At 61.6% G+C, this 22,128-nt stretch carries 21 protein-coding genes; 12 read left to right on the forward strand and 9 right to left on the reverse strand.

Annotated features, from left to right (window positions below):
- Positions 1 to 8: 8 nt before the first annotated feature.
- Positions 9 to 1,319: an extracellular solute-binding protein gene (locus KQ933_RS08615; protein ID WP_216758380.1), complete on the reverse strand. Its 1,311-nt coding sequence runs from the start codon at positions 1,317 to 1,319 to the stop codon at positions 9 to 11.
- Positions 1,320 to 1,510: 191 nt separating this feature from the next.
- Here KQ933_RS08615 and KQ933_RS08620 point away from each other — a divergent pair, with 191 nt between their 5' ends.
- Complete coding sequence (locus KQ933_RS08620) at positions 1,511 to 2,665, forward strand: ROK family transcriptional regulator (protein ID WP_216758381.1); 1,155 nt, start codon at positions 1,511 to 1,513, stop codon at positions 2,663 to 2,665.
- A 22-nt stretch (positions 2,666 to 2,687) separates the two neighbouring features.
- Here the strand turns inward: KQ933_RS08620 and KQ933_RS08625 are convergent, their stop codons facing one another.
- Positions 2,688 to 3,077, reverse strand: a complete 390-nt coding sequence (locus tag KQ933_RS08625; protein ID WP_216758382.1) for a GFA family protein — start codon at positions 3,075 to 3,077, stop codon at positions 2,688 to 2,690.
- Positions 3,078 to 3,333: 256 nt separating this feature from the next.
- Between KQ933_RS08625 and metG the strand changes: the two genes are divergently transcribed.
- Positions 3,334 to 4,887: a methionine--tRNA ligase gene (metG, locus tag KQ933_RS08630; RefSeq protein WP_216758383.1), complete on the forward strand. Its 1,554-nt coding sequence runs from the start codon at positions 3,334 to 3,336 to the stop codon at positions 4,885 to 4,887.
- A gap of 258 nt (positions 4,888 to 5,145) precedes the next feature.
- Here the strand turns inward: metG and KQ933_RS08635 are convergent, their stop codons facing one another.
- Positions 5,146 to 5,757: a pyridoxamine 5'-phosphate oxidase family protein gene (locus KQ933_RS08635; RefSeq protein ID WP_216758384.1), complete on the reverse strand. Its 612-nt coding sequence runs from the start codon at positions 5,755 to 5,757 to the stop codon at positions 5,146 to 5,148.
- A 48-nt stretch (positions 5,758 to 5,805) separates the two neighbouring features.
- Entirely contained in the window at positions 5,806 to 6,756 is a 951-nt protein-coding gene (locus KQ933_RS08640; RefSeq protein WP_216758385.1) for an alpha/beta hydrolase, read from the reverse strand.
- A 45-nt stretch (positions 6,757 to 6,801) separates the two neighbouring features.
- Here KQ933_RS08640 and KQ933_RS08645 point away from each other — a divergent pair, with 45 nt between their 5' ends.
- The gene (locus tag KQ933_RS08645) at positions 6,802 to 7,269 is read left to right on the forward strand and encodes a MarR family winged helix-turn-helix transcriptional regulator (RefSeq protein WP_216758847.1); all 468 of its coding nucleotides are present in this window, start codon (positions 6,802 to 6,804) and stop codon (positions 7,267 to 7,269) included.
- Here KQ933_RS08645 and KQ933_RS08650 read toward each other — a convergent pair whose 3' ends face one another.
- A complete protein-coding gene (locus tag KQ933_RS08650) occupies positions 7,270 to 8,457 on the reverse strand; it encodes a low temperature requirement protein A (protein WP_216758386.1) in 1,188 nt (395 codons plus the stop codon).
- A gap of 33 nt (positions 8,458 to 8,490) precedes the next feature.
- Positions 8,491 to 8,865 (reverse strand): gamma-butyrobetaine hydroxylase-like domain-containing protein, encoded by a 375-nt coding sequence (locus KQ933_RS08655; RefSeq protein WP_216758848.1) that lies wholly within the window; start codon positions 8,863 to 8,865, stop codon positions 8,491 to 8,493.
- Between the two features lie 136 nt (positions 8,866 to 9,001).
- On the opposite strand from KQ933_RS08655, the gene moaA reads away from it, so the two are divergent.
- On the forward strand, positions 9,002 to 10,048 hold the full coding sequence (gene moaA, locus KQ933_RS08660; protein WP_216758387.1) for a GTP 3',8-cyclase MoaA: 1,047 nt from the start codon (positions 9,002 to 9,004) through the stop codon (positions 10,046 to 10,048).
- Between the two features lie 297 nt (positions 10,049 to 10,345).
- Here the strand turns inward: moaA and KQ933_RS08665 are convergent, their stop codons facing one another.
- Together KQ933_RS08665 and KQ933_RS08670 are read right to left on the reverse strand one after the other, a co-directional pair.
- On the reverse strand, positions 10,346 to 10,552 hold the full coding sequence (locus KQ933_RS08665) for a CsbD family protein (protein ID WP_216758388.1): 207 nt from the start codon (positions 10,550 to 10,552) through the stop codon (positions 10,346 to 10,348).
- Positions 10,553 to 10,668: 116 nt separating this feature from the next.
- A complete protein-coding gene (locus KQ933_RS08670; protein ID WP_216758849.1) occupies positions 10,669 to 13,224 on the reverse strand; it encodes a methyl-accepting chemotaxis protein in 2,556 nt (851 codons plus the stop codon).
- 311 nt (positions 13,225 to 13,535) lie between these two features.
- Between KQ933_RS08670 and KQ933_RS08675 the strand changes: the two genes are divergently transcribed.
- From KQ933_RS08675 to mobB, 3 genes are read left to right on the forward strand one after another with little or no spacing between them, the layout of a single operon-like run.
- The gene (locus KQ933_RS08675) at positions 13,536 to 14,444 is read left to right on the forward strand and encodes a DMT family transporter (protein ID WP_216758389.1); all 909 of its coding nucleotides are present in this window, start codon (positions 13,536 to 13,538) and stop codon (positions 14,442 to 14,444) included.
- Between the two features lie 37 nt (positions 14,445 to 14,481).
- Positions 14,482 to 15,111, forward strand: coding sequence for a molybdenum cofactor guanylyltransferase MobA (gene mobA / locus KQ933_RS08680; RefSeq protein WP_216758390.1), 630 nt, complete (start codon positions 14,482 to 14,484; stop codon positions 15,109 to 15,111).
- Between the two features lie 16 nt (positions 15,112 to 15,127).
- A complete protein-coding gene (gene mobB / locus KQ933_RS08685; protein ID WP_216758391.1) occupies positions 15,128 to 15,652 on the forward strand; it encodes a molybdopterin-guanine dinucleotide biosynthesis protein B in 525 nt (174 codons plus the stop codon).
- Between the two features lie 88 nt (positions 15,653 to 15,740).
- Here mobB and KQ933_RS08690 read toward each other — a convergent pair whose 3' ends face one another.
- Positions 15,741 to 17,909: an OmpA family protein gene (locus tag KQ933_RS08690; RefSeq protein WP_216758392.1), complete on the reverse strand. Its 2,169-nt coding sequence runs from the start codon at positions 17,907 to 17,909 to the stop codon at positions 15,741 to 15,743.
- Positions 17,910 to 18,250: 341 nt separating this feature from the next.
- Between KQ933_RS08690 and KQ933_RS08695 the strand changes: the two genes are divergently transcribed.
- The 5 genes from KQ933_RS08695 (at position 18,251) to KQ933_RS08715 (ending at position 22,064) form a co-directional block, all read left to right on the forward strand.
- Positions 18,251 to 19,024 (forward strand): transporter substrate-binding domain-containing protein, encoded by a 774-nt coding sequence (locus KQ933_RS08695; protein ID WP_216758393.1) that lies wholly within the window; start codon positions 18,251 to 18,253, stop codon positions 19,022 to 19,024.
- Positions 19,025 to 19,137: 113 nt separating this feature from the next.
- Positions 19,138 to 19,944: an ABC transporter permease gene (locus KQ933_RS08700; RefSeq protein WP_216758394.1), complete on the forward strand. Its 807-nt coding sequence runs from the start codon at positions 19,138 to 19,140 to the stop codon at positions 19,942 to 19,944.
- Positions 19,941 to 20,771 (forward strand): ABC transporter permease, encoded by an 831-nt coding sequence (locus tag KQ933_RS08705; RefSeq protein ID WP_216758395.1) that lies wholly within the window; start codon positions 19,941 to 19,943, stop codon positions 20,769 to 20,771. The genes KQ933_RS08700 and KQ933_RS08705 overlap by 4 nt, the downstream gene beginning before the upstream one ends.
- Positions 20,772 to 20,932: 161 nt before the next feature.
- Entirely contained in the window at positions 20,933 to 21,199 is a 267-nt protein-coding gene (locus KQ933_RS08710) for an usg protein (protein ID WP_183734805.1), read from the forward strand.
- 43 nt (positions 21,200 to 21,242) lie between these two features.
- Positions 21,243 to 22,064, forward strand: a complete 822-nt coding sequence (locus KQ933_RS08715; RefSeq protein ID WP_216758396.1) for a class I SAM-dependent methyltransferase — start codon at positions 21,243 to 21,245, stop codon at positions 22,062 to 22,064.
- The last annotated feature ends 64 nt before the right edge of the window (positions 22,065 to 22,128 follow it).

A 22,128-nucleotide genomic window follows, 5' to 3' on the forward strand; every position in this document is an offset into this window, starting at 1 on the left:
GACATGGATCAGGGCAGCTTTGCCGTCTTGTAGGTCTGCTCGAAGCGGCGCAGCAGCTCGTCGCCACGCTTCTTGGTGTTATCGAGCGCCACCTGCATGGTCTGCGTGCCGGCGTATGCCTTCTGGGTTTCTTCCATGAAGATCGAGCGGAACTGCACGTAGAAGCCGAGGCGGATGCCGCGGGTGTCCGGCGTGCCGGGCTCGTTCATGGATTGGATGCCGACACCAGCCGTCGCATATTTGGCGGAGCCCGCATCGGGGCTCCTGGCGATCGCATCGAGAACGTCGTTGGTGACGGGCACGTAGCCTGTCGATGCCGTCATGAACATCTGCTGCTCGGGCTTGCGCAGGAAATCGAGGAATGCCTTGGCGCCGTCGATCTCTGCCTGGTCATGACCCTTCATGATGTAGATGGAAGCGCCGCCGACGAAGGTATTGTGGCGCTCGTATCCCTTGTACATCGGCGCCATGTCGACGGCGAGTTCGTATTTGCCGGCAAAGGCCTTGGCCGAATCCGTATAAGAGCCTGAAGAGCCTTCCATCATGGCGCATTCGCCGGCATTGAAGGCGGCCGTGTAGTTGCCGGCCTTGGTATCCGTGTTGAGCCTGACGAGGCCTTCCTTGCGCCACTCGACGAGATTGGCGAGATGCTTGGCTGCGAAAGTCGTGTTGAAGACATACTCGGCATCGAGGCCGTCATAGCCGTTGTGCTTGGAAGCGATCGGCAGGCCGTGACGAGCGGAGAACTGCTCGAGCACGCGCCAGGTGTCGCCGTCCGTGACAAACGGGCATGCGTGGCCTGATGCCTTCAGCTTGCGGGCCGCCTCGATAATGTCTTCCCAGGTCTTCGGCATCTCGGTGACGCCGGCTTTCTCGAGCTCGGTCTTGTTGACGTAGAAGAGCAGCGTCGAAGCATTATAGGGTTGCGAATAGAGCTTGCCGCCCGACGTCTCGTAATAGGAGCGTGCACCCTTGATGTAGTTGTTCCAGTCGACATCCGGCAGCACGTCCTGAACCGGCACGACGGCGTCCGACAGCAAGAGGTCGAGCGTGCCGGCATCGAAGAACTGGATCAGCACCGGATGCTTGTTGGAGCGGTAGGCGGCGATCGCCTTCTGCATGGACACTTCGTAGCTGCCCTGCCCGACGCATGTCACATGGTCTTTCGACTGCGACGCATTGAAGGCGTCGCATTGCGCCAGGATCGCCTTTTCGACGCTTCCCGTATTGCCATACCAGAATTCGAAATTGGCAGCTTGCGCAGAAGAACACGCAGCCGTCATCAGGGCGGCCGCAGCCACCAGAATGGAAATCTTCATTTTGCCCTCGCCTGAATTGTGAGACCCGCCGGATCGGTATCCGGATCGTGAACGGCCGGGTTAATACACTTTATGTGTAACAAACGGATGACGAGATCTGGCTTGATTGGACCAGAAAAGCCCGATATGCAGTCACCAGCGGTTGCTTTCGGCTTCAGTGTTACACTTTTGTAGTATATTAGGGGTGCGTCATGGCTTATTCTCCAGAACCGTTGATCGCCTCGCGGTTCCGGCGTCCGGGCGAAGAAATCGTCGTCTCCTCGAATGAGCGCAGCCTGCTGAAACTCATCTGGCGCAATCCCGGCCTGTCGCGATCGGAGATCACCGGCCATACGGACCTGACGCAGCAATCGGTCCATCGCATCATCGACCAGCTCGTCGAGCGCGGCATCGTTTCGCTGGGGTCTCCCAAGCCCGGCCTCGGCCGCGGCCAGCCGAGCCCCATGCTCAGTCTCAACGGCCGCCACGCCTATTCGGTGGGCATTTCCGTCAATTCCGACGTGGTCGACATCTGCCTGGTGGATCTGTCAGGCAATGTGCTCGGCGAAAGCGACATCTCGCTGAGGGAGCTCGGCATGAACCAGGCGCTGGACCGCGTTCGCGACCGCATCGCGGACCTGCAGCAGCAGAACGGCCTCGACGATGAGACCTTCTTCGGTATCGGCTTCGGCATTGCCGGCGCTCTGATATCAGGGACAAAATACAACGCCTCGATGCCGCTGCATGAATGGTCGCTGATCGAGCTCGGGCCGCTGCTGACCGATACTTTTAAAAAGCCCGTCTGGCTGCTGAACGGCGGTAGCGCCGGTGCAGTTGCAGAGGCGATGTTCGGCTGCGGCCGCTTCGTCAGGCACTTCGCCTATCTCAGCTTCAATTACGGCTTTGGCGGGGGCCTGATCAACGATGGCGAACTTCTGGCCGGCGGCAATGGCAATGCCGGCGAATTCTCCGGCATGTTCGATGACGAGGAGATCCTCCACCGCCCGGCCCTGCAGTTTCTCCTGGAGAAGCTCAAGCGCCACAATGTCGACGTGCCGTCGATCCCCTATCTGCGCAGACATTTCGATCCGAAATGGCCGGGTGTGGCGGAATGGGTCGAGGAGATCACCCCCGCCTACAACCGTCTCGTCAACGCCATCTGGGCGATCTACGACCCGCAGGCAATCGTCTTCGGCGGCCAGGTGCCGCCGGGACTGGCGCAGATGCTGAGCGACCGCACCGAACTTTTCGGCCGCCCGCGCTACGGCGTGCCGCGCCCGCACCCCAAGCTCATCGTGTCAGAGATATCAGGCGACGCCGCCGCCATGGGCTCGGCGATCGTTCCCTTCAAATCGACGTTTTATTGACGACTATGGCCGCGTTCCGAATTTACGGCGCGTGTTCGTTTTCGTCGTAAAGCCGGACGTTCGGGATCGGCGGCAGCCAGGGCTCGCGCCTGACCGTCCAGACTTCGACCATCGGCCTGATATTAACAGGCGCCGAATCCAGCGTTCCAAGGAAGACTTCCACGGCATCGTCGAACATGAAAAACAGCCGCGAACCGCAGATCGGGCAGAAGGATCGCTTGTCATAGGTGCTGATCTCGCCGTCCATCTTGAATTTCGAGCGGCGCCAGTTCGCAGTCCCCGAAAAGATCGAGCCGGTCAGTTTCCGGCATTTGGTGCAGTGGCAGAGCCCGGATTGGTAAGGCTCGCCTTCGACTTCATACCGCACCGCGCCACACGCACAGCCGCCCGTCCTCACGCTTTCCATCGCCATCGCTTCCTCCGCGCAATCGCATCAGGCCGCCAAGAATAGCCGATATTGCGCTGAAAGCAGCCCGCTTGTCGGATGCGGCTCCAGGTGGTACCAATTCCGCATGGACAGAACCGTGATCAACACGTCAGTGATGACGATGCCGCGCTCATAGCGTGGCGGGTTTCGTGCGTCCATAATGCACCAGCGACCGCCCCCGAGGCGGTCTTTTCATGGGTCGATCCGTCTCGAGGGCAAACAGCCTCGAAAGGATCAACCGATGAACAAGCCGGACACCTATATCACCACCTCGATCCCCTATGTGAACGCCGCCCCGCATGTGGGCTTTGCGCTCGAACTCGTGCAGACCGATGCCTATGCGCGCCATTTCCGCCTGCTCGGCCGCAATGTCCGATTCCAATGTGGAACCGATGACAACAGCCTGAAGAATGTCCGTTCGGCGGAAGCCGCAGGCCTGCCCGTGGCGGATTTCGTCAACGCCAATGCCGACAGGTTCGAGCGCCTCGGCACACGGCTCGACATTTCCAACGACGAATTCGTGCGCACCTCCCGCGATCCGCGGCATCTCCCTTGCGTACACGCCTTATGGAACGCCTGCGCCGACAACGGAGACCTCTATCGCAAGGCCTACGAAGGCCTCTATTGCGTCGGCTGCGAGCAATTCTACGAGGCCGCAGAACTTGTTGACGGCCGATGCCCGGAACATGGCGTCTCCCTTGAACTTGTCAAAGAGGAGAACTGGTTCTTCCGCTTGTCCCGCCATGGTGACAGGATCCTGCAGCTCATCGAGAGCGGCGAACTCACGATCGTTCCGGCGCACCGGCGCAACGAGGTGCTGGCCCTTCTGCGACGCGGCCTTGAGGATATCAGCGTTTCACGCAGCGCCGAGCGGGCGCGCGGCTGGGGCGTTCCCGTCCCTGACGGAGACGAGGTGGTCTATGTCTGGTTCGACGCGCTCGCGAACTATCTGAGCGGGCTCGGCTACGGCTCCGATCCGACGCTCTTCAAGCGCTACTGGACCGGCGGCGGCCAACGTATCCACGTCGTCGGCAAGGGCATCTCGAAATTCCACGCCATCTACTGGCCGGCGATCCTGCTCTCGGCCGGCCTGCCGCCGCCGTCATCGATATCGGTGCATGGCTATGTAACGGTCGATGGCAGGAAGATCGGCAAGTCGACAGGCAACGGTATCGATCCGGACGGTATCATCGATGCTTACGGCACGCCGGATGCACTGCGCTATTATCTGCTCCGGCATATACGCTCGGGCGACGATGGCGACTTCTCCGGCGAGCGTCTCGAAGCCGCGTGGTCGGGTGAACTCGGCGGCCAGCTCGGCAATCTCGCCAATCGGGTACTGGCACTTCTCGCGAGTTCCCTTGGCGGGGTCGTTCCGCCGCTGCAGGAAAGCGATTTCGTGCGAGAAGCGACCCGTCTTCCTGGGAAGGTCGCCGCAGCCTTCGATGCCTATGAGCTGCATGTCGGCCTGGCCGATATCTTCGCCTTTATCGGCGAGGCAAACAGGCGCTTTGCCAAACGCGCACCATGGGCAGATGCGAAGGCGCTGCTTGGTGACCTCACGCCAGAGGAACGACAGGCTACGGTTGATCGCCTCGGCGCTTGTCTTGCTGAGCAGGTCTATGGCCTGGCGGTCGTCGCACGCTGCCTCCTGCCCTTCCTACCGCGCTCGGCTTCGGTGCTGCATGAAAGGCTGGGGATCGAGGTGCCCGAAGTCTATGGGGCATCGCTTGTTGTCGATGGGGTCAGAACGGCCTCGGACGCTGTGCTGTTTCCGAGGAGAGTGGTGGCTTGACATCGTCTCCTGCATCTCTTCGACACATCGGGCCTGTCCGAGGACATGGAGATGAGCGGCTGTCCGGCAAATCAAGACCCCTCCCCAACCCCTCCCCACAAGGGGGAGGGACTAATCCAGAGCGCCGCCTTGCCCCTTCCGAAACGTCTGTTATGCGGAAATCGAGTGCCGCAGATTAAGCCCCTCCCCCTTGTGGGGAGGGGTATGGGGCGGGGCCTTTTTAATCTATGTCACCAACAGGTGATGTGCACCCTCACCTCACCACATCGTTTTGGCAGCGCGCGCCGGCCATTCCCGGTCATAAGTCTCGTGGTCGAAATCACCCACCGCATCCTTCAGCATCTGGCCGGGCGTCGGCAGCTTCGCCGGATCGACGAAGTGGTCAGCATTCCAGAGCTCGGCGCGCATGACCGCGCGGGCGCACTGGAAATAGACCTCGACAATGCTGATGACGGTGACCGTGCGCGGGTGTTTGCCGTCCATCTCGAAACTTGCAAGCAGTGCTTCGTCATTGGAGACGACGCCGCGGCCGTTGATGCGCATGACCGTGTTGGAGCCCGGAATGAGAAACATCAGTGACAGGCGCGGATCGCGCACGATGTTGGAAAGCGAATCGACGCGGTTGTTGCCGCGCCAATCGGGCAGATGCAGCGTCCTATCGTCGATGATACGCACCACGCCGCCGAGATCGCCGCGCGGCGAACAGTCGAGCCCTTCCGGGCCGACGGTCGCAAGCGCCGCGAAGGGCGACATCTCGATCATGCCCCGGTAGAGGGGCGTCAGCGCCTTCGTCACCTTGTCGACGGAGGCCTGCGACAGCCCCGCGCCATAGATTTCGCCGAGCTCCTCGATACTGCCGATGATTTTCATGGATATCCCGCCATAGTGCCGGCCGCCCGAGCTGCGGCCGGGCGGACGCTACACCGATGCGCGACGCGCCGGAAGCTCAAAAATCGGAATGATCTCAGCATCTTTTTTGATGTCTTCCTCCGCGAGGAACGCCGCGACCTCGCTCAGCACCGGACCTGCCGACATGATGCGCCGGTGGCCGAAACCGTTGGCCCAGGAGAGCCGCACATGCCCGCCTGATGCCGCATAACGACGAGCATGGGCAGCACTCACTTCCTTGTCGTCCTCGGCATGGATGACGAGCACCGGCTTGCCGACGTGATTGGCCCGTTTTCCGGCGTCAAAATCCTCAAGTCTCCGACCGGTGATACGATGCACGACATCCTCAAGCGCTTCCTGTGCCGCCGGTTTCAGCCGCAGCATCCGGCCGAAATCGGTAAACAGCCACTGCATTTCACTGGGTGAGCCGATCAGTACCAAACGTTCGGCCGAGACGGGCTTCACATCCGGCAGCATGGCCAGGGCCGAAACCATCAACGCCGCGCCACCGAAGGAATGACCAATGACCGCATCGAACCGGCCGAAGCGGGCCTCGGCTGCGGCAATAGCCTTCACCGCAAGCGCCATATGCAGAAAGCGCCCGCCGGATTTCCCGTGGCCCGGAAAATCGAGAGCGATCACTTCCGCGCCCGTAGCCGCCAGCATCGTTACGAGATCGGCCATATAGGCCATGCCGGAGCCCCAGCCATGGGTGACGAGATAGCGCTTGCGCCGTCCAAGCGCTCCGCCATTCAGCCGATAGGCATGCGCCCGCCTGCCCTCGACGCGCAGCAGGAACCGTTCCGCATCGGCAAGCTTGGCGACACCCGCTGCATGCGCCGCCCTCGCCTTCTCGCCCTTGGGCCTGGCAGATGGGGTGCGGCAGAACAGCCGGAACGCCGCCTCGCCGGCAAGACGCGGTGAAACGGATTGCACGAGCGAAAATCCGAGGCGGGTGACCTCAAGCGCAAAGTTTGCCATGATGGGAATCCGACAATGTTCAACACTGAACAATAAAGTACAATGATGAACAAAAATCAATCCCTCCCCTGGGATCATCCGCGTTTTAGAAGCTGGATCGCAGTGGCTCGCGCCTGCCAGCTCATGCAACAGTCGCTGGCGCGCTCGCTCTCCGATCTCGATATCAAGCCGCCGCATCTCGATATTCTCGTCAATCTCTACCGCTTCGAAGGTATTTCGCAGCAGGAGCTGGCGCGCAAGCTGCTCGTCGGCCGCTCCAATATGAGCATGCTGCTGCCGCAGATGGAAAAGCGCGGCCTGATCATCCGCCGCGACGACGAGCGCGACAAGCGCGTGCTGCGGCTGCACCTCACGTCAGAAGGCCGCAGGCTGACCGAAGAGGCCATGGCCATACAGACCGCGCTCATCGAGCGCACATTGTCGGCCGAGCCGATCGAGCAATGCATGGCAACCGCCGATTCGATGGAGCGCATCATCGGCGTGTTGCTGCAGGATTTGCGGGACGAGGATTGACTAATGCAGCGCCGGCCCGGACGGCGCGCGCGTCAGCGATTTGTACTCCCAGGCCGCTACGACGATCAGCACCAGCGCCGCCAGAATGCCCATCACGTAGACCTGCATGAAGGGCGCAAAGAAAGCGCAGAGGATCAGGATCACGATGCCGGCGAGATGCGAGAGCGGCAGGTGCCCGCTGGTCGCCCCCTTGAACCAGAGATTGCCGATCAGGAAGAGGCCGGAGCCGCCGAGTACGGAGGCGGCGATGGCGAGATTGCCGGTCTCATGCGGATGCTCGAACATGAACTCCACCGCCACTGCATGCACGATGATGCCTGCTAGGATCGGGATATGCGCATAGGTGAAGGCCTGCCGCGCGAGGCTCCCCGGCGTATCCTCATGCTCGATGCGATGCGCCGCCCGCTCATGGCCGAAGCGGAAATACAGCCACCACATGGCGACCGTGCCGATGAAGCCGATCAGGAAGACAACCCCGGTCATGACCGAGAATTCCATTTCGGAGAAGGTGCGGCCGGAAACGAGGATCGCTTCGCCGAGGCAGATGATGATGAAGAGCGCGCAACGCTCCGCCATATGCGCGCCGGAAACGTCCCACTCTTCTGTCTTGGACTTGCCGAGGCCGGGCACCGCAAATCCGAGCGCCGGCCCGGAATATTCGATCAAGAGCGCGATCACCCAGCAGATCAGCCGCGCCTCATGCTCCAGAAGCCCGCCTGATATCCAGAACACGCCGGCAACGGCAAGGTAGGTGGTGATGCGCACGAAGTTGATGGTGGCCGAACGGCCGGCAGCCCGCATCGCATAGGTAGTGAAGAGCGAGCGGCCGACCTGCATCAGCACATAGGCTGAGGCGAAGAGCAGGCCCTTCTCGCCGAAGGCTTCGGGAATGGAGGCCGAGAGCACGAGGCCGAACAGCATCAGCACGATCAGCATTGATCGCACCGGCATGCGCTCCGGATCGAGCCAGTTCGTCACCCAGGCGGTGAAGATCCACACCCACCAGACTGCAAACATCATCAGCGCCGCTTCGACGGCACCGAGCGGCGTATAATGGGCAAAAAGCGCGTGCGATAACTGCGAGATGGAAAAGACGAAAACGAGATCGAAGAAGAGTTCCAGGAATGTGACCCTGCTGCCGGTATGCCCGTGGGCTCGCAGCCAGCTCTTTTTATGTGTTTCCGTCATCTGCCCCCTCGTTTGCCCTTGAGTCTATCGCGATCAGCGCGGCTTCTCCGCGACGTCCCGGCTCATTCCCTTGGCCGCAAGCTCTTCTTCATAGGCCGAGAAGAGCTCGAAGCCGCGTTCGCCGAGTTCGCGCAGATACGTCCATGTATAGATGCCGGTATCGTGCATATCGTCGAAACCGATGCGCACGGCATAATTGCCTGTGGGTATGGCGGAGACGATGGCAACGTTGCGCTTGCCCGGCACCGTCACCTTTTGCCCCGGACCGTGCCCCTGTACCTCGGCCGATGGCGACAGCACGCGCAAGAGCTCGGCCGAGAGATCGAAGCTCTGCCCGTCGTTGAAGCTTACCACCAGCCTTTGGCGGTCTTTCGATACCTTAAGTTCGGTCGGCCAGATATCGCTCATCATGATGTCCTCTTCTGATGCGAGGAGTAGGCGCGGATCTTTTTCAGCGCAAGCTCAAATTCGCTTGGCGCCGTGGCCTGTTTCCCTTGACGCCACAATAGCATATGCCCACATTGACGTGAGTACGGAGATTGACATGAACACCAGAGTCGGAACGATAGGCAGTGCCGCGCCGCTTGTTGCTGATGCAGGCCCGATGATCGACCCTTTCGGGCGTGCGGTCACCTATCTGCGTGTCTCCGTCACCGACCGCTGCGATTTCCGCTGCACCTATTGCATGGCGGAAAACATGACCTTCCTGCCGAAGAAGGACCTGCTGACGCTGGAAGAGCTCGACCGGCTCTGTTCCGCCTTTATCGCCAAAGGCGTGCGCAAGATAAGGCTGACTGGCGGTGAGCCGCTGGTGCGCAAGAATATCATGTATCTGGTGCGCCAACTCGGAGAGCAGATCGGCTCCGGCTTGGATGAGCTGACGATCACCACCAACGGCTCGCAGCTCGCCCGCCATGCGCAAGAGCTCTACGATTGCGGCGTGCGCCGCATCAACGTCTCGCTCGACACGCTCGATCCCGACAAGTTCCGCAGGATCACCCGCTGGGGCGATTTCGCCAAGGTGATGGAAGGCATCGATGCCGCCCAGAAGGCCGGCCTGAAGATCAAGCTCAATGCCGTGGCACTGAAGGATTTCAACGAGGCGGAAATGCCCGCCATGCTGCGTTTCGCGCATGGCCGCGGCATGGATCTCACCGTCATCGAAACCATGCCGATGGGCGAGATCGAAGAAGACCGCACCGACCAGTACCTGCCGCTCTCCAAGCTGCGCGCCGATCTGGAGGCGCAGTTCACCCTCACCGATATCGACTACCAGACCGGCGGGCCTGCCCGCTATGTCCGCGTTGCCGAAACCGGCGGCCGCCTCGGCTTCATCACGCCGCTCACCCATAATTTCTGCGAGAGCTGCAACCGCGTGCGCCTGACCTGCACCGGCACGCTCTATATGTGCCTCGGCCAGAACGACGCCGTCGACCTACGCGCCGCATTGCGCGCCACCGAAGACGACGGTCTGCTGCATGCGGCCATCGACGAGGCGATCACCCGCAAGCCCAAGGGCCACGATTTCATCATCGACCGCACCCACAAGCGGCCGGCTGTGGCCCGGCATATGAGTGTTACGGGGGGGTGATAAGCCTCGCAGAGTTCGGCGGCACGGAGTCTCTTTAAGCGCCACCGCTTGCCTTCTCCGCGTCATTCCTGTGCTTGTCACAGGAGTCCAGTGTGCCCAAGTCCTTGGGTATGGGAGACTATTTTTCATCGCCGCAATGAGTCGTTCACCGCGCCGACGCGCGGTGGCTGGATTCCTGTGACAAGCACAGGAATGACGGAGGAGAGGATGTTCCACGCAACGCTCCCAGCAAAAAAAGCCCCGCGAAAGCGGGGCCAAGTCTTTCTGATGTGGAATTCTACCGATGTCTGAATGTTATCAGTGCCAAGTCTGGCCGTCGTACCAGGTGTCGACGTCGCGCCGGATACGGTCCTTTTCGTAGCCGTAGCGTTCCTGCAGCTTGCCTTCGAGCTGTTCACGACGACCGTTGATCTGGTCGAGGTCGTCGTCGGTGAGCTTGCCCCACTGTTCCTTGACCTTGCCCTTCATCTGCTTCCAGTTACCTTCAACACGGTTCCAGTCCATTCCAATATCTCCTCTGTTGGACGTGCTAGAAGAACGACCGGCCCGCTTAATTGTTCAAAAGAAAAACCCGCAATCCGAAAACCGCGGCTTCTAAATCTCGTTCCTGAAACGTCAGCTTATGCCGCTCGACCGCTCCAGCGGCCCTCAGCAAGCCCATAGCCGCGCACCTCGCCTTCGTCGCCGGTGCGGAAGCGGTTGACCTTGTCCGAGAGCATGTCGACGCGCTGGCGCAGGCCCTGGATTTCGGCATTATTCTCTTCCACCATTGCGGCATTCTGCTGGGTGATGAGCTCGACGTCATGCACCGCTTTGCTGACTTCGTGAAGGCCGGTCGACTGTTCGCCGGTGGCCGCCGAAATCTCGGCGACGAGGCGCTGCACGCCGCCGACATGGGCGATGATTTCGGCGAGCGCCTGGCCGGTTTCCTCAACGAGCTCCACGCCGCTCTGCACCTGGCCGGAGCTTGCCGAGATCAGTTCCTTGATCTCGCGGGCAGCCTTGGCGCAGCGCTGCGCCAGTTCGCGCACTTCCTGCGCCACGACCGCAAAGCCGCGGCCCGCCTCGCCGGCACGCGCAGCTTCGACGCCGGCATTCAGGGCCAGAAGGTTGGTCTGGAAGGCGATCTCGTCGATCACGCCGATGATCGTCGCGATCTTCTCGGATGAGCGGTTGATCTCGCCCATCGCATCGACTGCCTTGGCGACGACCTCGCCGGAGCGGCTGGCGAAAACCTGCGTCTGGTCTACGGATTGCGCCGTCTGTTTGGCGCGCTCGGCGGTGGAACGCACGACGTCGCTCAGGTGACGCAGCGCCCGCGAGCTTTCTTCAAGCGCTGCCGCCTGCTGTTCGGTACGGCGGGCGAGATCGTCGGCAGACGATGCAAGATTGCCCGTGCCGCCCTTGATCTCGACAGTGGCGCCACGCACATCGGCCAGCGTCTGGCGCAGTGCCTCGACGGCGTGGTTGTAGGTATCGGCCATCTCGACGAAATCATCGGCAAGATCGCGGCGCATGCCGACTTCCAGATTGCCTTCCGCGAGCTGCCGCAGCACGTCGGAGAGCGCATTCAGCGCCTGCTTCTGTTCGGCTTCGATGCGGGCGCGTTCGCTGGCGCGGCGGCCGGCTTCCTCGGCAGAGAGTGCACGTGCGCTTTCGGCTTCCTTCTCCAGGCGGACGTTTTCAACCGCCGCATCGCGGAAGACCGCGACCGAACGCACCATGTCGCCGATTTCGTCACCGCGGTTGCGGCCTTCGATCGCCACTTCGAGATCGCCATTGGCAAGCCGCGTCATGACGTCGGAAACGCGCTTCAGCGGACCGCGCAGCGTCTCGACCAGCATCAGCCCGCCGACGATGGCCAGCAGCGTCCCGAGGATCATCGCAAAGACGGAAACATTGGCCGAACGCTCGCTGTCTTCCTTGCCGAGTTCCTGCGCCTGGCTGACGAACTGGCGGAGCGAGGCCATTGCGCCGGAAAGGATTTCCGAAGACTGCTGGCGGGCAGCCTTCCAGTCCGCAGCCGCCTTCAGCATGTCGGCAGACCCTGACGTCAGCGAAGCGGCAGCCGGGGCGACCTTGTCTGAAAAGGCTTTCATCACGGCGTCGTCGGCGCCGAGCGCGGAGATCTTCTTCGCGGTTTCGGTCAGCGACTTGAGGTCGGCGAGAACCACGTCACGTGAAGCAGCATCACGGGCGCTCAGCATCTGGCTCACATGCACCTGCAACCGGTCGGCGCTGTCGCGCACCTGGTCGACCGAAGTCAAAAGCTCGCGCTGTTCGGCAATGCTCTTGTCGAGGCTCACGAAGCGGGCGGACGCTGTATCGCTGTTCTTGGCCGACTGCAACGTCATCTGGCCCTCGGTATTGACGAAGCCGGTCAAGAGCGGCGCCATGCCGGAGGCTTTCTCATCCGGCGTGCCGTTGCCCTTCAGGAGCGCATCGAGCTTGCCGGCTGTCTCCGCGACCTGCGCGATCAGCGGCTGTCCGTCCTTGGAGACCATCGCCTTGGCGACGTCGAGCTGTTTCAGGATCTCGGCAATATGCTGCTGGGCGGCCTCGATCTGTTCCTCGGGCGTAAAGCCCATCTGGATGTCGACCCGCATCGCGCCCATGATATCGGTCAGCGACTTGAAGGCGGCAGAATTGTAAAGCAGTGCCTTGGCGAAGACTTCCTTGTCGGTGAAATCCTTGCGCACGAGATCGGTCTGGCCGCCGGCTTCGTCAGCCGCAGCCGAGATCGTCTGCACTGTCATGTTGATGGCGGCAACGCTTGCATCCTCGGTCTGACGCAGTCCCCACAGTGTCTGCTGCTGCTTGCGCATGGCGGCGGCAAGGCCGCTGACTTCGATGAGCTGGCTGTGCTGGTCGTCGGTCTTCAACAAACCGTTCAGGCGCACGACACCGCTTTCCTGCGCATCGATCGCCTTGTCGAGATCGGCCTTGCTCGCATCCGACGGGTCGGAGACGAATTCCTGCAGCGCCGCCTGGAGGTTCTCGAAATCGGAAATGTTTTCGATCGTCGCGCGCGTCACCGTCATGTGACCGTTCAGGATATTGGCCGTGTGGTAGCCGAGGATGCCGACACCGGCAATCAGCACCACGAGCGGGATGACGAACAGCAGGACCTTGGTGACGATACGACGGCTTTGCAGAAGTCGGTCGATGAAGTGCATGGGGAGCGGCGCCTTGAAACTGATGGTACCGTCCACTCCGCAATCATTCCGGATGGTTCGGCGGCCTCCTCCATCATGGAGAGTGGCTGCATCTTTCGCTGAATCGGTTGATACAACCTTAATCGGCAGCCGAGAGATTTGGGAATTATCCTTATATTTCTTATATTTGCCGCAACTGCACAAGGATTCGCTTACCTAACGGCAGGTTGCGCTGCGCTGCAGCATCGAATTATTGCAGGTGTGGCATTCCTCCGATTCCCTTGCCGTACGTTCCCTTCTAAAAGGGCCTGTAAGGTAAGGGAATCTCCAGCATGCCGCGATCACGCAATACCGAAGGCGCCATCTACATGAGCATGGCGATGGCCGGCTTTTCCGCAAGCGACGCACTCTCCAAATCGGTCATTTCCTACATGAATGCCGGCGAGATCATGTTTCTTCGCGGCCTCTTCACCAGCATCCTCGTCTATCTGATCGCCTGGAAGTTCGGCGCACTGCGCCCCTGGCGCGTCATGGTCAAGCCCATCATCGCGCTGCGCATCGCCTGCGAGATCATCGCTGCCGTCACGTACATCACCGCGCTCGGCATGATGCCGATCGCCAATGCCTCTGCCATCCTCCAATCGCTGCCGCTGGTTGTCACCTTTGGCGCGGCGCTTTTCTTCCATGAGCCGGTCGGCTGGCGGCGCTGGATGGCAATCCTCGTCGGCCTCGCAGGCGTCATGATCATCATCCGCCCCGGCCCGGAAGGTTTTACCGCCGCCGCGCTGCTCTGCGTCGCCAGCGTGGCTTCAACGGCCGGCCGTGATCTCGCCACCCGCAGCATCAGCAAGGATATCCCGTCGCTGATGATCACGACGGTGACGGCGATCTCGGTTGCGATCTTCGGCGCGCTGATGATCCCCTTCCTCGGTGGCTGGGAGCCGGTCAGCGTCACCTCGCTGACGCATCTGCTGCTCGCCTCCGTGCTCGTGCTTGTCGGCTACCAGTCGGTCATCGTCGCCATGCGCACCGGCGAAATCTCTTTCGTCGCGCCCTTCCGCTATACGAGCCTGATCTTCTCCTCCCTGCTCGGCTTCTTCTTCTTCGCCGAAGTGCCCGATTTCTGGACGCTGGTGGGTGCCGCCATCGTCATCGCGTCGGGTCTCTATACGTTCTATCGTGAGGCCAAGCGCCACGTGCCGCCGGTCGCCCAGGAATCGGCGCCCCGTTCGCCGGTGTAAGAGTTCGCCCGTCTGAGAGAATGTCTGAGGTATCGCCATGACTGATTTCGTGCTCGACCAATCGACCATTCCGGGCGTTGTGCTGGCCGGTGGGCGCTCGTCACGGATGGGGCGCGACAAGGCGGGCGTGACGCTGGGCGGCCGCAGCCTGCTCGACCACATGTTGTCCCGCCTTTCGCCGCAGGTCGCGCAGATCGCCATCAATGCCGATGACGCCACCGGCCACGACCTGCCGGTCGTCTCCGACCGTATAGCAGGCAAGGCGGGACCGATGGCCGGCATCCACGCGGCGATGGTCTATGGCGCCGGCCTGCCCGCCACCCACGTCGTCACCGTCTCGGTCGATTGCCCCTTCTTCCCTGCCGATCTCGTCAGCCGGCTTGCGAGCGTGGTCGACCATCCGGATCGCATCGCCATCGCTGCCTCGCAAGGCCGCAGCCATCCGGTCTTCGGCCTTTGGCCGACCGCACTGGCGGCCGATCTCGAAATGTGGGTGAAGACCGACGAGAAGCGCCGCGTCCGCGACTTCCTCTCGCGTCATGACGTTGCGGAAGTGCCCTTCCCGCTGCATCCGACCCGCGCCAGCGTTCTCGATCCCTTCTTTAACATCAATACATCAGATGATCTAATGGAGGCCGAACGCTGGCTGGAGGCCCTTCGCGCATGAGAAGGAAGATGGCAGGATGACACAGAAGATCTTCGGCATCGCCGGCTGGAAGAATTCCGGCAAGACCGGGCTTGCGGTGCGCCTCGTCGAGGAGTTTACGCGGCGCGGCTACCGCATTTCCACCGTCAAGCACGCCCACCACGATTTCGACATCGACAAGGTCGGCGCCGACAGCTACCGCCACCGCCAGGCCGGTGCCCATGAGGTGACGATCGTCTCGGGCACGCGCTACGCCATTATGCACGAGCTGCGCGGGGAGCCGGAACCAAGCTTCGAGGACATTTTGGCGCGGCTGGCGCCGTGTGATCTGGTGCTGATCGAAGGCTACAAGCGCGAGCCGATCCCGAAGATCGAGGCGCGGCGGCTGGAGGCCGCAAGGCGGGATCCGCTGGCGCCGGAGGATCCGCATATCGTGGCGATTGCGGCCGATCATGTGGTCGAGGATGCTCGGGGGCTTGCTGTGTTTGATTTGGATGACACCGTGGGTATTGCGGATTTTGTTGCGCGGACGGTTGGGCTTGGTGCTCCGGTTGGCGTTTGAGAGATCGGTGCGACCTGCCTCCCCACCTCACTACAAAACGAAAGGGCGAGGCCTCGCGACCCCGCCCTCCCTATCATGAGGTAATGAATTACCTCTGTGCCACCGGCCGCACCAGCGGCGTCACACGGCGAATGGTCACACGCCGGTTCTCCTGATTCGGCCCCAAGGTATTCACCTTCAGATACCGCTCGCCATAGCCCTGCGTCGCAAGGTTCTCCGGCGGAATGCCGTAGACATCCGTCAGCACATTGGCGACCGATTCCGCGCGCTGGTCGGACAGGATCAGGTTGCTCTGGTCCGAACCCACCGCATCGGTATGGCCTTCGATCAGGAAGGTCTCGCTCTTGTTCTTGTCGAGCACTTCATTGATCGCATCGGCAACCTTGCGCAGCGTGCGGGCCTGGCTCATCGGGATTTCCGCGCTGCCCGTTGCGAACGTTACCGTGTCCAGGTCGATGCGGCGTACCTTGTCGCGGATACGGGCGGAATATTTCACCTCGTTCAGCGAATAGACGCGCTCGACGGGTTCCACGGGCGGCTCGCTCAGGAACTCGTAATAGTCGCGGTCCGGGTCGGTGCTGGTGTCGATGATATAGTCGTCCAGCGGCACGCGGAGGCGCATCGGCGGCAGGTCGGCGCCCGGATCCTCGAAGTAGTCGCGATCCGGATCCTCATAGAGTTCGGGCGAATAGTAGAGCACTTCCTCCCGGCCGCGTGCATCGACACGCGAGCGCTGAATGATGTCGCCGTACCGGTTGCGGATCGTCACGATGCGATAGCCTTCGGGCCGCATGATCGTTTCGCGGTAGCGGTCGCCGGAAAGCTCCTCATAGCTCGGCCGTTCGCCGTCACGCAGGAAGCGGCGGTCGTCGTCGCTGCGAACAATGGTGCGGTCGCCGAACTGGATGATGACGCGGCTGTCGTCCGTGCGCTCGCCGTAACGCACGCCATCAGGCTGGGCGAACTGCGGACGGCGGTCGATGCGCCGGCCTTCTTCACGCGTGATGGCCTCGATCTGCACCGGCGCACGCTGTTGGGTGGCGCTCAGCGACTGAGCCTCGGCATCCGAGGTCGGCAGCTTGAAATTCTGGCTGTCGGCACGCTGGCGGTCCCGGTCGCGACGCCCCTGCCGGCCCTGGCTGCGGTCGGCATCCTTGTCGCTGTCGAGAACGGCGGCACCATTCTCAACCGGCAGGATGATGGTCTCGCTGCTCTTGGCCGGATCCTGGGCGATCTCCTTGCGGCGCTCCAGCTCCTGTGGCGTCACCTTTTCAGGCGCGGGGATCGCCTGTTCGGCCTGCTGCGGCGCTACGGCTGCCGGCTGTTCACCGGGCTGCGGCGCGATGGCAGTGGGCTGTTCAGGCTGCTGGTCGGGTGCGGGCTGGACAGCCTGCTGACCATTGGCGGGCTGTTCGCCAGCGGCAGGCTTTTCAGCGGTCGCCGGCGTTTCAGTTGCAGCGGGCTTTTCGGTTGTCGCAGGCTGTTCCGCCGTTGCGGGCTTCTCGGTCGGGAGGGGTGCCTCACCGGATGGTGCTGCCCGCTGCTCTGCCGGCTGTTTCGTGCTCTGCTCCGCGGGCTGATCTGTCGTTTCTGTCTTCTGGCGCTGCGGGCGCTGGCGCGGCTTTTCTGCGGGCTGATTCGCCTCGCTGGCGGCCGGGGCTTCGGCAGCCGGCTGCTGGGCGTCAGGCGCTGCCTGCTCGGCATTCTGCTTGCGGTCGCGCTGGCGCTTTGGCTGTTCTGCCGGCGGCTGCTCAGCTTGCGGCTCGGCCTGCTGTTCCGGCTGTGCCTGCTTCTGGCGACGCGGCTTCTGCGGTTCTTCGGCGGCAGGGGCCTGCTGCTCGGGTGCTGCCTGTTCGGGCTGGGCTTCGCGTTGGCGGCGTGGACGTGCCGGCTCCTCAGCCGCGGGTGCCTGGACTTGCGGCTCTGCCTGCGGTTCGGGCTCGCGCTGGCGCTTGGGCTTCTGTTCCTGTTCCGGAGCGCTTTCGGCGGGCGCTTCGCGCTTCTGCGGCTTTTCGGCGGGCGCCTCCTGTTGCTGCTCTTCTGCCTGCTTCCGCTTCTTTTTCAGAAGCTCCTCTTCAGAAGATGCGTCCTGCGCTACCTCGTAGCTGCCCCCAACGACGGTATTGGCAACAGTGCCGGCAGCGCCATGCTCTACCCCACCGCTCACTGCGGCGTAAGCGCCCACCGGCGGCACCGCAAAAGCAAGGGAAAGCAGCGGAAAGGCCGCACTGGCAAACAGTCTGGATTTCATGCCCATCAGGGTTCCTCATCCTTGTTTTAATTTCGACCGAGGCTGACTGCTCGGCAATCACGGCTTTTTGTGAGTCAAGCAGAGCTCAAATCGCTAAAATGCCGATTTGTTCCGGAGGCTAGAAAGACAGGCATTAACCCTGCCTGAACGTAGCAGTCGGCCTCCGTTCATATCGGCCGGCCCGCCGGCCGATATGTCGACCGCACCGCACAATTGCGGCGGGATTCCTGTTGCAATTTTGTGAAAAAAGGTTTGATTATCGCCGCAAGACGGTGGTGGCACCGTCGGAGTGTGCGGCCGCCGGCGAACAACAAAAAGACCCGGCGCCACCAACAGAGAGGATCCTCATGCGCATTTCCACCAAGCTCCTTGCTGCAGCTTCGCTCGCAGCAATGTCCCTCTTCGCCGGATCGGCCCTCGCCGACGGTGAAAAATACGTGATCGGTACGGACTCGACCTACCCGCCGTTCGAATTTGTCGACGCCAGTGGCACCATTCAGGGCTTCGACATCGATATCGCCAAGGCACTCTGTGCCGAAATGAAGGCCGAATGCTCCTTCGTTTCCACCGACTGGGACGGCATCATCCCGGCTCTGAACGCCAAGAAGTTCGATATGATCGTCTCGTCCATGTCGATCACCCCCGAGCGCCTCAAGCTCGTCGACTTCTCCAACAAGTATTACAACACCCCGCCGGCAATCGCCGTGCCGAAGGATTCGACGATCACTGACGTCGCCGGCCTCAAGGGCAAGGTGATCGGCGCGCAGACCTCCACGACCCATGCCAACTATGCCGAAAAGCACCTCGCCGATACCGAGCTGAAGCTCTACCCGACGGCTGACGAATACAAGCTCGACGTCGCCGCCGGCCGTGTCGATGCGGTCATCGACGATGTCGTCGTTCTCTCCGAATGGGTCAAGTCCGACGCCGGCACCTGCTGCAAGATCCTGACGACCCTGCCGGTCGACAAGGAAATCAACGGCAACGGCGCGGGCATCGCCATCCGCAAGGGTGATCCGCTGAAGGAAAAGCTCAACACTGCGATCGCTGCGATCCGCGCCAGCGGCGAGTACAAGAAGATCCAGGACAAGTACTTCGATTTCGACGTTTACGGCGAATGATAAATTCGCTATCTGGCCGATAAAGGAAATGGCGGAAGGCTTGCTCTTCCGCCATTTTTGTTTGACAAAGGTGGCAAGATCAAAACGGCAAAAGCCGTGAGGGGACTTCTGGCATGGGCGGATTGTTTTCCGCGCTCGGCTCCTTCTGGAGCCTACTTGTGCACATTTTCGATCCGCTGTGCGGACCCGTCGGCCTCTTCACCTGGTTTGGTCAGTCGACGCTTCTTGCCTGTGGCGATGCCGGCTGGGGCGATGAGATCGCGCTCGGCCTGCAGGTCACCGTTTCCGTGGCCGTCGTCACCCTGCCGATCGGCCTGATCATCGGCTTCCTCGTGGCGCTCGGCCAGCAATCGGAAGAAAAGTCGCTTCGGCTTGCGGCCGGCGTCTACACGACGATCTTCCGCGGTCTGCCCGAGCTTCTGACGCTCTTCATCATCTATTACGGCATGCAGATCCTCATCCAGTATCTGCTGGATCTCGCCGGCTATGAGGGGCCGCCGGTCGAAATCAACGCCTTCTTCGCCGGCGTGATCGCGCTGTCGGTCGTCTTTTCCGCTTACTGTTCGGAAGTGTTGCTCTCGGCCTTCCGCGCCATTCCCAAGGGTCAATACGAGGCAGGAGATGCGCTCGGACTGCATCGCGGCCGCACGCTGCGCCTGATCGTCCTGCCGCAGCTCATCCGCATTGCCCTGCCGGGCCTCACGAACCTCTGGATGGTGCTGCTGAAAGACACCTCCTACGTCTCCATCATCAGTCTTTCCGATATCCTGCGCCAGACGAACGTGGCCGTGCGTGTGACTAAGGAACCCTTCTTCTTTTATGGCATCGCCTGCGTTCTCTATCTGGTGCTCGCCATCCTCTCCTCCTTCCTGCTCGTCTATATCGACCGCTGGGCCAAGCGTTCGGAGGTTCGCCGATGAGCTACGCCGAAACATTGATCCCGCCGCAGCCGGCACCGCGGGCGGTGGCAAAGCCGATGACGGCTGCCCGCCTCGGCGGATACATCCTCGTCGCGTTCTGGGCGCTGCTCGCGGCGCTGCTGATCTTCACCGTCATCAATGGCTGGGATCCGGAGAAGTTCACGCGCTACGGGCCGCGCTACCTGCATGGCCTCTGGGTGACGCTGAGCATTGTTACGCTGTCCGTCTTCTTCGGCGCCATCCTGTCGCTGCCGCTTGCCATGGCCCGCCTGTCGAACAACCGGGTGCTGAACTGGCTGGCCTACGGCTATATCTATTTCTTCCGCGGGACGCCGCTGCTCGCCCAGCTCTTCCTCGTCTATTACGGCCTCGGTGCGTTCCGGCCGCAGCTGGAATCAGTCGGTCTCTGGTGGTTCTTCCGCGATGCCTGGTTTTGCGGCGTCTTCGCCATGACCATCAATACCGCGGCCTATCAGGCGGAGATCCTGCGCGGCGCCATCGAAAGCGTACCGTATGGCCAGCGAGAGGCCGCCGCCGCCCTCGGCATCCACAAGACTATCGCCTTCCGCAAGATCATCCTGCCGCAGGCCTTCATCGTGGCGCTGCGCCCGTATGGCAACGAGATCATCCTGCTGATCAAGGGCTCGGCGGTCGTCGCCATCATCACTGTGCTCGACCTGATGGGCGAGACGCGCTACGCCTTCTCGCGCACGTTCGATTACCAGACCTATCTGTGGGCGGCGATCTTCTATCTCGCCATCGTGGAGGCGCTGCGCCACCTCTGGAACTGGATCGAGCGCCGTCTGACGCGCCACCTGAAGCGATGAAGAAATTTGGCAGCACTCTCCTATTGCTGCTGCCAAGCCTTTGAAATCAAAACAAATAGCTCTTTCTCCCTGCATCTGTCAAGCTTCGGTTAACCACCGCATGATTTCATTTCATGTGGCGCTAACAAGCGCGGAGTGGGAACAAGAAGAAGCGAGACAAAATGCACAAGGACATGGAAAAACAGCTTGAGGGCTATGGGCTGACGACGGCCCAGATCCTCTATCGCATGCCGGATCACCCGGCCTTTCTCCAGACCTATATCTGGCAGGACTACGACCTCGCCCCGGACTTTCCGGAAATGCGCGGTTTTCTGAAGTTCTGGCAGGAGAAGCTGGACGGACCGCTGCATTCGGTGCGCTATATCCACCGCAGGCTCATTTCGGCAACGGAGTGGCGCTCTCTTAAGGGCGAATTCATATTGCACTGAGATTGCAGTTGCGATGGTAAGCTGTGGGCTCTAAAACGCCCGCATGAACAAAAAGAAGATCGACGAAGAGGCTCTCGCGGAAGCCTATAACCGCGCTCTTGCGCTTGAAAAGGCCGGCGATATCGATGCTGCCGTGGACGCCTATCAGGAAGTCCTGGCAATCGATCCCGACGATCACGGCGGCGCGGCCGTCCGTATTGCCTCCATGGGCCGCGGCGAAACGCCGGTTCGCGCACCGGACGCCTATGTCGAAACCCTCTTCGATCAGCATGCCGAAGTCTTCGAGGACGTGCTGGTGGAACAGCTCGGCTATCACGTGCCGATGCTCGTGCGCCAGCGCCTGCAGGATCTGAAGCTCGGCCCCTTCAAGCGCATGCTCGATCTCGGCTGCGGCACGGGCCTCACCGGCACTGCGCTGAACGATCTCTGCGAGGAGATGATCGGCATCGACATCTCCGAAAACATGGTCGTCATCGCCGACGAGAAGGAAGTCTATGAGACGCTCTTCGTCGCCGAGGTCGAGGATTTCCTCGACGACAATGACGAGGACCCCTTCGACCTGATCACCGCCACCGACGTGCTGCCCTATCTCGGCGCGCTCGAACCGCTCTTCTTCGGCGCTGCCGAGAATATGAACACCGGCGGCATCTTCATCTTCTCTTCGGAAACCCTGCCCGACAGGCTGGCGGACGGCCGCCCCTATATGGTCGGCCCGCACCAGCGCTTCATCCACACCGAGACCTATATCCGCGAACGCCTGGCCGCCACCGGCTTCGAGCTCATCGAGATCATGGAGATCAACGTGCGCATGCAGGAGGGACAGCCGAGCCCCGGCCATCTGGTGACCGCGCGTTATACGGGCTGAAGGCCATCTGGCATTTTGCGGGCGCTTTGCTAATTTCCTGACCTGATCTCTTCAGGAAAGGTCA

This window comes from Rhizobium sp. WYJ-E13 (assembly GCF_018987265.1).
GTDB lineage: Bacteria > Pseudomonadota > Alphaproteobacteria > Rhizobiales > Rhizobiaceae > Rhizobium.

Bases quoted from the DNA above. Each gene is read 5' to 3' on its own strand.
- KQ933_RS08690 (WP_216758392.1), bottom strand. From the start codon at position 17,909: ATGGGCATGAAATCCAGACTGTTTGCCAGTGCGGCCTTTCCGCTGCTT.
- KQ933_RS08715 (WP_216758396.1), top strand. From the start codon at position 21,243: ATGAACAAAAAGAAGATCGACGAAGAGGCTCTCGCGGAAGCCTATAAC.
- KQ933_RS08640 (WP_216758385.1), bottom strand. From the start codon at position 6,756: ATGGCAAACTTTGCGCTTGAGGTCACCCGCCTCGGATTTTCGCTCGTG.
- KQ933_RS08620 (WP_216758381.1), top strand. From the start codon at position 1,511: ATGGCTTATTCTCCAGAACCGTTGATCGCCTCGCGGTTCCGGCGTCCG.
- mobB (WP_216758391.1), top strand. From the start codon at position 15,128: ATGACACAGAAGATCTTCGGCATCGCCGGCTGGAAGAATTCCGGCAAG.
- KQ933_RS08700 (WP_216758394.1), top strand. From the start codon at position 19,138: ATGGGCGGATTGTTTTCCGCGCTCGGCTCCTTCTGGAGCCTACTTGTG.
- KQ933_RS08675 (WP_216758389.1), top strand. From the start codon at position 13,536: ATGCCGCGATCACGCAATACCGAAGGCGCCATCTACATGAGCATGGCG.
- KQ933_RS08650 (WP_216758386.1), bottom strand. From the start codon at position 8,457: ATGACGGAAACACATAAAAAGAGCTGGCTGCGAGCCCACGGGCATACC.
- KQ933_RS08615 (WP_216758380.1), bottom strand. From the start codon at position 1,319: ATGAAGATTTCCATTCTGGTGGCTGCGGCCGCCCTGATGACGGCTGCG.
- KQ933_RS08665 (WP_216758388.1), bottom strand. From the start codon at position 10,552: ATGGACTGGAACCGTGTTGAAGGTAACTGGAAGCAGATGAAGGGCAAG.
- metG (WP_216758383.1), top strand. From the start codon at position 3,334: ATGAACAAGCCGGACACCTATATCACCACCTCGATCCCCTATGTGAAC.
- KQ933_RS08710 (WP_183734805.1), top strand. From the start codon at position 20,933: ATGCACAAGGACATGGAAAAACAGCTTGAGGGCTATGGGCTGACGACG.
- KQ933_RS08625 (WP_216758382.1), bottom strand. From the start codon at position 3,077: ATGGCGATGGAAAGCGTGAGGACGGGCGGCTGTGCGTGTGGCGCGGTG.
- KQ933_RS08645 (WP_216758847.1), top strand. From the start codon at position 6,802: ATGAACAAAAATCAATCCCTCCCCTGGGATCATCCGCGTTTTAGAAGC.
- KQ933_RS08695 (WP_216758393.1), top strand. From the start codon at position 18,251: ATGCGCATTTCCACCAAGCTCCTTGCTGCAGCTTCGCTCGCAGCAATG.
- KQ933_RS08705 (WP_216758395.1), top strand. From the start codon at position 19,941: ATGAGCTACGCCGAAACATTGATCCCGCCGCAGCCGGCACCGCGGGCG.
- KQ933_RS08670 (WP_216758849.1), bottom strand. From the start codon at position 13,224: ATGCACTTCATCGACCGACTTCTGCAAAGCCGTCGTATCGTCACCAAG.
- KQ933_RS08635 (WP_216758384.1), bottom strand. From the start codon at position 5,757: ATGAAAATCATCGGCAGTATCGAGGAGCTCGGCGAAATCTATGGCGCG.
- KQ933_RS08655 (WP_216758848.1), bottom strand. From the start codon at position 8,865: ATGAGCGATATCTGGCCGACCGAACTTAAGGTATCGAAAGACCGCCAA.
- mobA (WP_216758390.1), top strand. From the start codon at position 14,482: ATGACTGATTTCGTGCTCGACCAATCGACCATTCCGGGCGTTGTGCTG.
- moaA (WP_216758387.1), top strand. From the start codon at position 9,002: ATGAACACCAGAGTCGGAACGATAGGCAGTGCCGCGCCGCTTGTTGCT.